We start from the raw sequence: 12578 nt of genomic DNA on the forward strand, positions 1-12578 counted from the left end.
GTGCTTTCATCTTCACTCGCGCTAGCATCCGGCGTTCCGTCCACAACGCATCCACCGAGGAGCCGCAGATGACGAATTCCGATTCCCGCGCCGAGGGCGCCGCCGGCGTGTCCCCTGAACTGGCCGACGCGATCCGCGACGACATCGACGCGCTGACGCCGGGCCGGGCCTTCAGCCGCCGGGCGTTCGTCGGCACGGCGGTGGGCAGCGGGTTCGCGGCGGCGGTGCTGCCCGTCTCGGCGCAGACGATCACCACCGACACGCAAGGCCTGGATGCGGGGCCGGTGTCCATCCCGGTCGGCGACTTCAAGATGCCGGCGTACGTCGCCCAGCCGGCGGGCAAGAAGAACGCCCACGTGGTGCTGGTGATCAGCGAGATCTTCGGCGTGCACGAGCACATCGCCGACGTGGCGCGGCGCTTCGCGAAGCTGGGCTATCTGGCGATCGCGCCCGACCTGTTCGCGCGCCAGGGCAACGCCACCGTGTATTCGGACATCGCCAAGCTGCAGACCGAGATCATCCAGCGCACGCCTGACGCGCAGGTCATGAACGACCTGGACGCCGCCGTCGCCTGGGCGAAGCAGCAGGGCGGCGACACCTCGAAGCTGGCGATCACCGGTTTCTGCTGGGGTGGCCGCATCGTGTGGCTGTACTCGGCGCACAGCAAGGCCGTGAAGGCCGGCGTGGCGTGGTACGGCCGCCTGCAGGGGCAGACCAGCGCCATGACGCCGAAGCATCCGATCGACGTCGTCGGCCAACTGAATGCGCCGGTGCTGGGCCTGTACGGCGCGCAGGACAACGGCATCCCGGTGGCGACGGTCGCTGCGATGCAGGAGGCACTCAAGCAGGGCAGCGCCGCCGCCAAGGCGAGCGAGTTCGTCGTCTACCCCGACACCGGCCACGCCTTCCACGCCGACTACCGCCCCAGCTACAAGCCCGAGCCCGCCAAGGATGGCTGGGCTCGGTGCCAGGCCTGGTTCAAGCAGCACGGCGTCTGAACGCCCAAGGCCCGAAGTCAGCGGGAGAGGCTGGGGCCGGAATGGGGCTTGGGGTTCGCGGACGCGAGGCCCCATGCCCCGTGGAGAGCCCGCGCTCACCGTCTCGAAGTCTTCCCCGGCCCCCGCGCTCACGGTCACGAAGTTGATGCCAGAGCCCGCGAAACCGGCGGGGCTTGACGAGTCTGAGACAATTTTGAGAACCCCATCCGGCGCACCCTCAGTGGTGCGCCTTTTTTATCCATGACCCTGACCTACATCCTGCTGGTGACCTTCGCCGGCGGACTTGCCTCCGTGACGATCGCGGCGATGCTGACGGTCGGCCTGCTGAGCCGCATCGTCAAGCATCTGGTGAGCCTGTCGACCGGCGTGCTGCTGTCGACCGCGCTGCTGCATGTGCTGCCGGAGGCGTTCGAGAGCGGGGCGGATCCGCACAACCTGTTCCTGGCGCTGCTGGGCGGGTTGATGTTCTTCTTCCTGCTGGAGAAGGCCGAGCTGTATCGCCACACGCACCACCATGAGGGGGACGGGCATCACCACCACCACCATTTCGACCAGGAGCAGGCGGGCCGGGGTGGGTTGTCGGTGCTGGTGGGGGATTCGATCCACAACTTCTGCGACGGGATCATCATCGCCGCGGCCTTCCTGGCCGATCACCATCTGGGGTGGGTCACCGCGATGGCGATCGTGGCGCACGAGATCCCGCAGGAAGTCGGCGACTACATCGTGCTGCTGAATGCCGGCTTCACGCGCAAGAAGGCCTTGTTCTTCAATGCGGTGTCGGGGATGGCGGCGGTGGTCGGCGGGCTGGTGGGTTACTACGTCGTGGGTCCGTGGCAGCAGCTGTTCCCCTACCTGCTGGTGGCGGCGTCGAGCAGCTTCGTCTACGTCTCGGTCGCCGACCTGATCCCGCAGCTGCAACGCCGGCTGCCGTGGAAGGACACCGTGCTGCAGCTGCTGTGGCTGGGCGTGGGGATCGTGTTCGTGCTGATCGTCGTGGGCGGCAAGCACGCCCACTGAAGCGACTGCCCAGGCGCCTACTGCGGCGCGCCTTCGCCGTGCACCACCAGCACCGGGAAGGCGCAGTGCGTCAGCACCTTCTGCGTCTCGCTGCCCAGCAGCAGCGCCTGCAGCCCGCGCCGGCCGTGCGTGGCCATCACCAGCAGGTCGGCGTTGACGCGCTTGGCGTGTTCGATGATGGCTTCCCAGGGGTGGAGTGCCTCCACGCTGTGGGCCTCGATCTCCAGGCCCTGGGCCCGCGCCAGCGCGAGCACCTGCGTCAGGCGCTCCTGCGCGATGCGCTCCTGGGCGTCGAAGAATTCCTGCGGCGGCGTCGGCTGCATCTCCGATACGGCGCTGTAGGGGAAGGGCTCCTTGACGCTGATGGCGAACAGCCGGGCGTCGTGGAACTTCGCCAGCTTGATGGCGGTGTCTATCGCCTTGGCGGTGATGTCGGAACCGTCGGTGGGAATCAGGATGCGCTGGAACATGGCGAGCCTCCTTCGAGCGAACGGGGTAGGGCTGGGTAGACCCGGGCCCCACCACAGGCAGGGTCAGGACTTGCCTTCGCAGTCTGACCTCGCCATGGTGCTCGCGCCATGCGCAATGTCAATAAGGGCCGGCGTCAGCCCGCCGGTCAGCCCTTCGCGAGCGGGAAGCGCGGGTTCGCGCTCCATTCGCTCCAGGAGCCGGGGTAGAGCCGGCTGCCCGGCAGGCCGGCATGGTGCATCGCCAGCAGGTTGTGGCAGGCCGTCACGCCGGATCCGCATTGGTGCACCGTCCCGGCCGCGCCCTGCGGGCCGAGCAGTACGGCGAATTCCTCGCGCAGTTGCGCGGCGGGCTTGAACCGGCCTTCCGGCGTGAGGTTGGACTTGAAGAACCGGTTCGTCGCGCCCGGAATGTGGCCGGCCTGGGTGTCCAGCGGTTCGACTTCCCCCCGGAATCGCTCGCCCGCACGGGCGTCGATGAGGCGCACCCGGCCGAGGCCGGCGAGCAGTTCCTGCGCGGACCAGGGCGCTTCGAGCGGGGTGCCAGGCTGGAAGGTGGTGGAGGGGGTCGAAGCGCTGGCGGGGACGTCCGTCGTCACCGCGGCGCCGGCCTGCTGCCAGGCAGCGAATCCGCCGTCCAGCACCGCCACCTGCGCATGGCCCAGCCAGCGCAGCATCCACCACACGCGGGCCGCGTACATGCCGTCGGCCGCGTCGTAGGCGACGAGCTGCCGGCCCGGCGTCATGCCGAGTTCCCGCAGCCGCGCGGCGAAAGCCTCGCGTTCCGGCAAGGGGTGGCGGCCGCGGAAAGCGCCGAAGGCATCCTGCTTCGGGCCGCTGAGGTCGCGGTCGAGATTCAAGTAGAACGCGCCGGGCACATGGCCGGCCGCGTAGGCGCGCTCGCCGGCCGCGGTGTCGGCCAGGTCGAAGCGGACGTCGACGATCAGCGGCGGTGTCGACGAGCCCATCAGCGCCTGCAGCTGTTCGACCGTGACCAGACCGTCAAGACCTGACCCGGCGGGGGGAGTCTCGGGGGATGTCGAGGGAGAAACCGGGTGGGGCGTCGCTGGCGTCGTCATGGTCGTTCAAGATTCCTGGACAGAATGCTGGGCGTCCTTGGGCGTGTTCCGGGCGCGCAGCAGCGTCGCCCCCAGGCCCGCGACGACGATCAGCAGGATGCCGAGCCACGAGAGCAGGCCCAGCAGGTCACCGAAGATCAGCACACCATACAACGCCGAGAACACGATGCCCAGGTACTGCAGCGATGCGTTCACCAGCGGCTTGCCGGTGCCGTAGGCGCGCGTCATCAGCAACTGGGCGGCGGTGGCCAGGACGCCGACGGCCAGCAGCAGCGCCGCGCCCGTCCAGGTGTGGCCGTGCCAGCCGCCGTGCGACACGATCGTCGTCAGCGCGCCCGCGACCACGCCGCCCATCGAGAAGTAGAAGACGATGCGGAACTCCGGTTCCCCCGCGCGGCCCAGCGAGGTCACCTGCAGGTAGGCCATCGCCGACAGCATCCCCGAGGCCAGCCCGGCCAGGCCGTGCCAGACCTGCTGGTCCTCCATCGCGGGCTGCAGCACCAGCCCGACGCCGACGAAGCCCAGCAGCACGGTGATGATCAGCCGCGGATCGACCTTGGCCGCGCCCATGAGCACCGCGCCGCCGATCAGGAACAGCGCCATCCACACCGAGGACATGTAGTTCAGCGTCATCGCCGTCGCGAGCGGCAGCTTGCTGATCGCGAAGAACCACAGCGACAGCGCGATCACCCCCGACAGGCTGCGCCAGAAGTGCATCGCCGGCACGGCGGTCTTCAGCGACAGCCCCTTGGCGCGCGACAGCGCGAACAGGAACAGCGTGCCGACCAGGCCGCGGTACATGACGATCTCGCCCGCGCCGTAGTAGGCCGAAGCCAACTTGACGCAGACACCCATGGTGGCGAACAGCAGCGTCGCCAGGACCATCAGAAGGGGTGCAGACATGCCGCCGATTCTCGCGCCGAAGGCCGGTCCGTCCTGTGGGGGGCAGCCGCAAAAACGAACGCCCCGCAAGAGCGGGGCGTTGTGCGCACCTGGGCGGGTGCGAAGGCGACGGCGCGTCAGCGCACCGTCGATGCGGCGTCAGCGCTTCATCAGCCCGCGGTACCACTCGTGGAAATGCTTCATGCCGTCTTCCATCGGCGTCTGGTACGGGCCGACCTCGTTGTCGCCGCGTTCCATCAGCGCCTTTCGGCCGGCATCCATGCGCAGCGCGATCTCGTCGTCCTCCACGCAGGTCTCCATGTAGGCGGCCTGCTGGGCGTCGATCATGTCGCGCTCGAAGGCGATGACCTCTTCCGGGTAGTAGAACTCGACGATGTTGGTCGTCTTCTGCGGCCCCTTGGGGAACAGCGTCGACACCACCAGCACGTTGGGGTACCACTCCACCATGATGTTGGGGTAGTAGGTCAGCCAGATGGCGCCCTGGTCCGGGGACTGGCCGCCGGAGAATCCCAGCACCTGGTCGTGCCACTTGGCGTAGACCTCGGAGCCCGGCTTCTCGAGCGCCTTGTTCACGCCGACCGTCTGCACCGAATAGTCACGGCCGAACTCCCACGCCAGGTCGTCGCAGGTGACGAAGTGGCCCAGGCCCGGGTGGAACGGACCGACGTGGTAGTCCTCCAGATAGACCTCGATGAAGGTCTTCCAGTTGTAGTCGCACTCGTGGACGTGGACCTTGTCGAGCTGGTAGCCGCTGAAGTCCAGCGCGCCGCGCGGGCCCAACTTCGCCAGGTCGGCGGCGATGTCGCGGCCGTTGTCCTCGAACAGCAGGCCGTTCCACTCCCGCAGCTTGTAGCGGTTCAGGTGCAGGCAGGGGTCCTGCTTGAAGTGGGGCGCGCCCACCAGCTCGCCCTTGAGGTCGTAGGTCCAGCGGTGCAGCGGGCAGACGATGTTGCTCTGCGTGTTGCCGCGGCCGCGCAGCATCACCGCCTGCCGGTGACGGCAGACGTTGGAGATCAGTTCCAGGCCTTGCGCGCTGCGCACGATGGCGCGGCCTTCGCCTTCCTGCGGCAGGGCGTAGTAGTCCCCGACCTCGGGCACGGCAAGTGCGTGGCCGAGGTAGCGGGGGCCGTGCTGGAAGATCAGTTCCTGTTCGCGGCGGAACAGGTCCTCGTCGAAGTAGGAGGTGACCGGTAGCTGGGGGGTGTTGGGGGCCGTGCTGCCCGTGCTGCTGCGCTCAAGCGCGCTGAGAGGGATGCTCAGGTCGGACATGATCCAAGAGGGTCTCCAAGACTCCAATGTCAACCGTGACGGCCGCCCCCCAGATTGGACGGACCGGCATGTGGGGGCTGAAGTGAAACAGTGCCCGCCGGACCCCCTTTTAGGGCATCGCAGTGGGCAAAGGAACCGGTGATTGTACCCGGCCCGCCCGTGGAGGGGAAATCGATGGGTGTCAGGTGTCCCCCAGCGCCCGAAACACCCGCTGACGCCTGTGGCGGCGCGCTCACATCCCCCGACGGTCGGACGGCGGACGGGGTGGTGACGGTGCTTACAATCAGCCTTTTCGCGTTTTGAAATGAGCAAGCCTTCCGCCAGCGCCAAGACGGCGCAGCCCACGATCCAGGAGCAGGAGCCTGCCAGCTATGAGCTGGCGGTCGAGGAGTTGGAACGTCTGGTGCAGGCCATGGAGGCCGGGCAGCTGCCGCTGGACCAGTTGCTGGCCAGCTACCAGCGGGGAGCCGCCTTGCTCAAATACTGCCGCACCCGACTTCAGGCCGTCGAACAACAAGTACAGGTCATTGAAGGTGGGAGCGCGCAGGCTTGGGGAGATGAATAAGTGGATGCGGGTATTTTCGAACGTTGGGTGAGTCAGTCGCTCGAGGACGTCGAGCGTGCGCTGGAGGCCTGGGTGCCCGAAGCGGCACCGGCCGGTCTCGGCGAGGCCATGCGGTATGCCGTCCTCGGTGCGGGCAAGCGTCTGCGTCCGCTGCTGGTGCTGGCCGCGGCCGATGCCGCCGCCGGCCGGCGCGAGGCGGCGATGCGTGCGGCGTGCGCGGTGGAGCTGATCCACGCGTATTCGCTGGCGCATGACGACATGCCCTGCATGGACAACGACGTGCTGCGCCGCGGCAAGCCGACGCTGCACGTGCAGTACGGCGAAGCCCAGGCGATGCTGGCCGGTGACGCGATGCAGGCGCTGGCCTTCGACGTGCTGACGCCGGACGAGGGCGTCGAGCCCGCGTTGCAGGCCCGGCTGTGCCGGCTGCTGGCGCGCGCCAGCGGCTACGACGGCATGGCCGGCGGTCAGGCGATCGACCTGGCCAGCATCGGCAAGCCGCTGGACGAAGCCAAGCTGCGTGACATGCACCGCCGCAAGACCGGCGTGCTGCTGCAGGCCAGCGTCCTGATGGGCGCGGCGTGCGGCGAGTTGACGCCCGCCGCGTGGGCGTCGCTGAGCCGCTACGGCGCGGCGATCGGCCTGGCCTTCCAGGTCGTCGACGACATCCTGGACGTGACGCAGGACAGCGACGTGCTGGGCAAGACCGCCGGCAAGGATCAGGACAACAACAAGCCGACCTACGTCAGCGTGCTGGGCCTGGAGCCCGCCCGCGCGTATGCGCTCCGCCTGCGGGACGAGGCGCATCAGGCGCTCGCCGGCAGCGGCCTGGCCGACACCGCCTGGCTCAGCCTGCTGGCTGACAAGGTGGTCGAGCGCGACAACTGAGATCCTCGTCGGACCCGGCAAGGTTCCGACAAGGCTCCGGCAAAAGAGAGAGGCGACGCCATGAGCGAGAACCCATCGAACGCGACAGCCGCGCAGACGCTGCTGTCGACCATCGAGAGCCCCGCGGACGTGCGCCGGCTGTCGCGCGGTCAGCTCCCGCAGCTGGCGGACGAGGTCCGTGCGCACATCCTCAACAGCGTGTCCAAGACCGGCGGCCATCTGTCGTCGAACCTGGGCACCGTGGAGATGACGGTCGCGCTGCATTACGTCTACGACACGCCGCGCGACCGGCTGGTGTGGGACGTCGGCCACCAGACCTACCCGCACAAGATCCTGACCGGTCGCCGCGACGCGATGGCGACGCTGCGTCAGCAGGGCGGCATCTCCGGCTTCCCGCGCCGCGACGAGAGCGAGTACGACACCTTCGGCACCGCGCACTCGAGCACCTCGATCTCCGCCGCCCACGGCATGGCGATGGCCGCCCGGATCAAGGGCGAGTCGCGCCGCGTGGTCGCGATCATCGGCGACGGCGCGATGACCGCCGGCATGGCCTTCGAGGCCTTGAACAACGCCGGCGTCGCGCATGGCGGCCTGCTGGGCGACGTGCTGGTGATCCTCAACGACAACGACATGTCGATCAGCCCGCCGGTCGGCGCGCTGAACAAGTATTTCACCCGGCTGATGAGCGGCAAGTTCTACGCCGCCGCGCGAGAAGGCGCGAAGTCGGTGCTCAAGCACACGCCGCTGTACGAGTTCGCGCGCCGCTTTGAAGAACACACCAAGGGCATGTTCGTGCCCGGGACGATCTTCGAGGAATTCGGCTTCAACTACGTCGGCCCCATCGACGGGCACGACCTGGACGCGCTGATCCCGACGCTGGAGAACCTGCGCGACAAGAAGGGCCCGCAGTTCCTGCACCTGGTCACGCGCAAGGGCCAGGGCTACAAGCTGGCGGAGGCCGACCCGGTCAAGTACCACGGCCCGACGCCGTTCAACCCGGCCGAAGGCATCAAGCCCTCGACCGCGCCGGCCAAGAAGACCTTCACGACGGTGTTCGGCGACTGGCTCTGCGACATGGCCGAGGCTGATCCCACGCTGGTCGGCATCACGCCGGCGATGCGCGAGGGCTCGGGCATGGTCGAGTTCCACAAGCGTTTCCCGACGCGCTACTACGACGTCGGCATCGCCGAGCAGCATGCGGTGACCTTCGCCGGCGGCCTGGCCTGCGAGGGCCTGCGGCCGGTGGTGGCGATCTATTCGACCTTCCTGCAGCGCGGTTACGACCAACTGGTCCACGACGTGGCGCTGCAGAACCTGCCCGTGCTGTTCGCGCTGGACCGCGCGGGCCTGGTCGGCGCCGACGGCGCGACGCACGCCGGCAATTACGACATCGCCTTCACGCGCTGCATTCCGAACATGAGCGTGATCACGCCGTCGGACGAGAACGAGTGCCGTCAGGCGCTGTACACCGGTCACGTGCACAACGGCCCGGTGACGGTCCGTTATCCGCGCGGCGCGGGCATAGGCGCGGAGATCCGCAAGGAGATGGTCGCGCTGCCCTGGGGCAAGGGCGAGATGCGCCGGACCTCGTCGCTGCCGGCGACCGGTGGCCGTGCCGGGTCGCATGCGCCGCGCGTCGCGATCCTGGCCTTCGGCACGCTGCTGCATCCGGCGCTGAAGGCGGCGGAGGCGCTCGACGCCAGCGTCGCCAACATGCGCTTCGTGAAGCCGCTGGACGTCGAGCTGGTGAAGGAACTGGCCCGCACCCACGACGCGCTGGTGACCGTCGAGGACGGCTGCGTCATGGGCGGCGCCGGCAGCGCGGTGCTGGAAGCGCTGCAGGCCGAAGGCCTGTCGCTGCCGGTGCTGCAGCTGGGTCTGCCCGACGAGTACGTCGAGCACGGCGAACCCGGCAAGCTCATGGCCCAGTGCGGCCTGGATGCCGTCGGCATCGAGCGCTCGATCCGCGAGCGCTTCCTGTCGACCCTCGCGCCGGTGGCCGTCAAGGTCGCCTGAGCGCGCGGCGCTCTCCTTCGAACGGCGCTCAAACGACGCTCAAACGACGCTGGCCTCGTGGTCAGCGCCGTTTTGCTTTGCCGGCCGGTCGTTGGCTGGCCATCGCGGGCGCGAGCGCACGCTTCACCGCATCAATGAAATCCTGCGTCAGCGCATGCATGGCGCGGTGCAGCGGCCACAAGGCCTGGATGCGGAAGGGCACCGACACCGAGAACGGCCGCAGGTGAAGATCCGGTCCGGCGCACGCCCGCGCGGTCAGCGGATTCACGAGCGCAATGCCCAGGTTTTTCTGAACCAGCGCGCAGACGGCGATCGCGCTGTGTGTCTCCATTTGCAGACGACGCCGCACGCCGGCACTTGCAAAGATGGCGTCGAACTGGCGGCGGTAGGGATCCTCCGCGGACAGGCTGACGAAGCGCTCGCCCTCGAAGTCCTGCGGGGTCAGGACTTGCCGCTCCAGCAGCCGGTGACCCGCGGGCAGCACGCAGACCTCGTCGAGCTCGGCCAGCGTCTCGCTGCGCGTGCCGGGCACGGTGGTGGACACCTCGCTCAGGCCGATGTCGAAGCGCTGGGCGGCCATCCATTCCTCCAGCAGCGGTGATTCCTGAGGCGTCAGCGTCAGTTCCGCCTGCGGATGCCGGGCGAGCCAGTCGGCGCTGGCGTCCGGCAGCAGCGCGTGCGCCAGCGCCGGCAGCGTCAGGACGCGCAGGCGTTCGTCCTCGGCGCGGCCCAGGGACTGGGCGCGGGCGACGACCTGATCCAGGCCCTGGTAGGCGCGCTGGACTTCATCGAACAGCGCCAGCGCCCGCGCGGTCGGACGCAGCCGCCCCGGCGCGCGGTCGAACAGCGCGTAGCCGAGCAGCGATTCCATCCGTGCCAACTCCCGGCTGATGGTCGGCTGGGACGTGAACAACAGTTGCGCGGCGCCGGTCACGCTGCCGGCGGTCATGACGGCGCGGAAGACTTCGATGTGGCGATGCGTGATGGGCAGGGGCATCCCGGCAGGATATCAGTGCATATCAAAAATGAATTCGATCGGCAAAACAAAGCATTTGATTGAATGCGCCGTCCGATGGATGCTTGTGGCCATTGCAAGAACTTCCAGAAGCTTCCGGGGAGTTCCAAGATGCATTCGACGCAAGGATTCCTGACATGCCGCAAGCCCTGACCCCCGCCCGCGAACAGCAGCTGCAAGCGCTCACCGCGAAGTACGGCACCCCGCTGTGGGTGTACGACGCCGCCGTCATCCGCGAGCGCATCACCGCGCTGGGTGGTTTCGACACGGTGCGCTTCGCTCAGAAGGCGTGCTCCAACACCCACATCCTCCGACTGATGAGGGAGCGGGGCGTGAAGGTCGACTCGGTGTCGCGCGGCGAGCTGCTGCGCGCCTTCGCCGCCGGTTTCACCGTCGGCACCGGCGCGGATGCGGTCCATTCGGACATCGTGTTCACCGCCGACCTGCTGGACCGCGAGACGCTCAAGACGGTCGTCGAGCACCGCGTCCCGGTGAACGCCGGGTCGATCGACATGCTGGAGCAGCTCGGCGAGGTCTCACCCGGCCACCCGGTGTGGCTGCGGCTGAATCCCGGTTTCGGCCACGGCCACAGCAACAAGACCAACACCGGCGGCGAACACAGCAAGCACGGCATCTGGCATGAGCAACTGACCGATGCGCTGGCCGTGATCGCGCGCCGCGGGCTGACGCTGATCGGGCTGCACATGCACATTGGCTCGGGCGTCGACTACGAGCATCTTGGACGCGTCGGCAGCGCGATGGTCGATCTCGTCCGGACCGTCAAGCAAAGCGGTCTGGATCTGCTGGCGATCTCGGCCGGCGGCGGGCTGTCGATTCCCTATCAGGAGGGCGGCGAGCGCATCGACACCGCGCACTACTTCAGCCTGTGGGACGCCGCCCGGAAGGAGGCCGAGAACGTGGTCGGCCATCCGTTGGACCTGGAGATCGAACCGGGTCGCTATCTGGTGGCGGAATCCGGCGTGCTGCTGGCGGAGGTCCGCGCGGTCAAGGCGCAGGGCCGTCAGCACTTCCTGCTGGTCGACGCCGGCTTCAATGAGCTGATGCGGCCGGCGATGTACGGCAGCTTCCATGCGATGAGCCTGATTCCCGCGGACGGCCAACGCCGGACTCTCCAGGAGACGGTGGTGGCGGGTCCGCTCTGCGAATCCGGCGACGTGTTCACGCAGGCTGAAGGCGGCGTGGTCCTGGCGCGGGAATTGCCGCAAGCGAAGGTCGGCGATCTGCTCGTCATCCACGACACCGGCGCATACGGCGCGTCCATGTCCAGCAACTACAACAGCCGACCGCTGATCGCCGAAGTGCTGGTCGATGGCGCTTCGGACCGGCTGATCCGCCGCCGTCAGACCGTCGAGGAATTGCTGGCGCTGGAAGCGGTCTGATCGCTGTCATGGCGGTTTGATCGCGGTTGCAGCGCAGTACGGGGCGATCGGGTGGATTTGACGGTGGTTTGACGGCGATATGACGTTTTTGCTATCGCACATCTAATTTTTGATAGCTTGGCTCAATAGGGATTCGCAATAGGCCGCATTGGGGAATTCAAACCCACCGATAGCCTTCGCCCCCTATCATTCTTTCCATCCCATCAACCCCTGACTGCGAGAACGAAGCAATGTCCCTGATCAACACCCAAGTCCAACCCTTCAAGGCCCAAGCGTTCCACAACGGCAAGTTCATCGAGGTCACTGAAGAGTCGCTCAAGGGCAAGTGGTCCGTGCTGATCTTCATGCCGGCCGCCTTCACCTTCAACTGCCCGACGGAAGTCGAAGACGCGGCGGACAACTACGGCGAGTTCCAGAAGCTGGGCGCCGAGGTCTACATCGTCACGACCGACACGCACTTCTCGCACAAGGTGTGGCACGAAACCTCGCCGGCCGTCGGCAAGGCCAAGTTCCCGCTGGTCGGCGACCCGACGCACGCCCTGACGAACGCCTTCGGCGTGCACATCCCGGAAGAAGGCCTGGCCCTGCGCGGCACCTTCGTGATCAATCCGGACGGCGTCATCAAGACCCTGGAAGTGCATGACAACGCGATCGCCCGCGACGTCAAGGAAACGCTGCGCAAGCTGAAGGCTGCCCAGTACGTCGCCAAGAACCCGGGCCAGGTCTGCCCGGCCAAGTGGAACGAAGGCGACAAGACCATCGCCCCGTCGCTGGACCTGGTCGGCAAGATCTAAAGGATCTCGCCCTCACGGGGGTGGAGGCGGTCCGTCCGGATCGTCTTTGCCCCCGGACCGGTGATCCGGATGAGGACGTTCCTCTCCCCCTCACTGCAAACGCGCCGCGCGTGGACCGATCCGGTCCGCGGGCGTGTGCTCGGCCGCCCCTCTGATCTGACAGGGAG

General features: G+C 67.7%; 12 protein-coding genes. 7 read left to right on the top strand and 5 right to left on the bottom strand.

Annotated elements, in window-relative coordinates; all coding sequences use genetic code 11:
- Positions 1–68: 68 nt before the first annotated feature.
- On the top strand, positions 69–998 hold the full coding sequence (locus ABE85_RS26465; RefSeq protein WP_082939131.1) for a dienelactone hydrolase family protein: 930 nt from the start codon (positions 69–71) through the stop codon (positions 996–998).
- A 240-nt stretch (positions 999–1238) separates the two neighbouring features.
- Positions 1239–2015 carry a ZIP family metal transporter gene (locus tag ABE85_RS26470; RefSeq protein WP_067283889.1) on the top strand — a complete coding sequence of 259 codons (777 nt, stop codon included), beginning with the start codon at positions 1239–1241 and terminating at the stop codon, positions 2013–2015.
- 17 nt (positions 2016–2032) lie between these two features.
- On the opposite strand, the gene ABE85_RS26475 is transcribed toward ABE85_RS26470, so the two are convergent.
- The 4 genes from ABE85_RS26475 to ABE85_RS26490 form a co-directional block, all read right to left on the bottom strand.
- Positions 2033–2485 (bottom strand): universal stress protein, encoded by a 453-nt coding sequence (locus ABE85_RS26475; RefSeq protein ID WP_067283892.1) that lies wholly within the window; start codon positions 2483–2485, stop codon positions 2033–2035.
- 146 nt (positions 2486–2631) lie between these two features.
- Complete coding sequence (locus ABE85_RS26480) at positions 2632–3561, bottom strand: sulfurtransferase (RefSeq protein WP_082939132.1); 930 nt, start codon at positions 3559–3561, stop codon at positions 2632–2634.
- 6 nt (positions 3562–3567) lie between these two features.
- A complete protein-coding gene (locus tag ABE85_RS26485; RefSeq protein ID WP_067283894.1) occupies positions 3568–4464 on the bottom strand; it encodes a DMT family transporter in 897 nt (298 codons plus the stop codon).
- 138 nt (positions 4465–4602) lie between these two features.
- Positions 4603–5733, bottom strand: a complete 1131-nt coding sequence (locus ABE85_RS26490) for an aromatic ring-hydroxylating dioxygenase subunit alpha (protein ID WP_082939134.1) — start codon at positions 5731–5733, stop codon at positions 4603–4605.
- A gap of 304 nt (positions 5734–6037) precedes the next feature.
- Between ABE85_RS26490 and ABE85_RS26495 the strand changes: the two genes are divergently transcribed.
- The 3 genes from ABE85_RS26495 to dxs are packed head-to-tail and all read left to right on the top strand — an operon-like array spanning position 6038 to position 9202.
- A complete protein-coding gene (locus ABE85_RS26495) occupies positions 6038–6298 on the top strand; it encodes an exodeoxyribonuclease VII small subunit (RefSeq protein ID WP_067283897.1) in 261 nt (86 codons plus the stop codon).
- A 27-nt stretch (positions 6299–6325) separates the two neighbouring features.
- Positions 6326–7186 carry a polyprenyl synthetase family protein gene (locus ABE85_RS26500; RefSeq protein ID WP_231993376.1) on the top strand — a complete coding sequence of 287 codons (861 nt, stop codon included), beginning with the start codon at positions 6326–6328 and terminating at the stop codon, positions 7184–7186.
- A 60-nt stretch (positions 7187–7246) separates the two neighbouring features.
- Entirely contained in the window at positions 7247–9202 is a 1956-nt protein-coding gene (gene dxs / locus ABE85_RS26505; RefSeq protein ID WP_067283902.1) for a 1-deoxy-D-xylulose-5-phosphate synthase, read from the top strand.
- Between the two features lie 61 nt (positions 9203–9263).
- Here the strand turns inward: dxs and ABE85_RS26510 are convergent, their stop codons facing one another.
- On the bottom strand, positions 9264–10199 hold the full coding sequence (locus ABE85_RS26510) for a LysR family transcriptional regulator (RefSeq protein WP_067283904.1): 936 nt from the start codon (positions 10197–10199) through the stop codon (positions 9264–9266).
- A 155-nt stretch (positions 10200–10354) separates the two neighbouring features.
- On the opposite strand from ABE85_RS26510, the gene lysA reads away from it, so the two are divergent.
- Both lysA and ahpC read left to right on the top strand, forming a co-directional pair.
- Positions 10355–11617: a diaminopimelate decarboxylase gene (gene lysA / locus ABE85_RS26515; protein ID WP_067283906.1), complete on the top strand. Its 1263-nt coding sequence runs from the start codon at positions 10355–10357 to the stop codon at positions 11615–11617.
- A 230-nt stretch (positions 11618–11847) separates the two neighbouring features.
- On the top strand, positions 11848–12411 hold the full coding sequence (gene ahpC / locus ABE85_RS26520; RefSeq protein ID WP_067283909.1) for an alkyl hydroperoxide reductase subunit C: 564 nt from the start codon (positions 11848–11850) through the stop codon (positions 12409–12411).
- Positions 12412–12578: the final 167 nt, after the last annotated feature.

It is taken from the genome of Mitsuaria sp. 7 (assembly GCF_001653795.1).
Taxonomy (GTDB): Bacteria; Pseudomonadota; Gammaproteobacteria; order Burkholderiales; family Burkholderiaceae_C; genus Roseateles.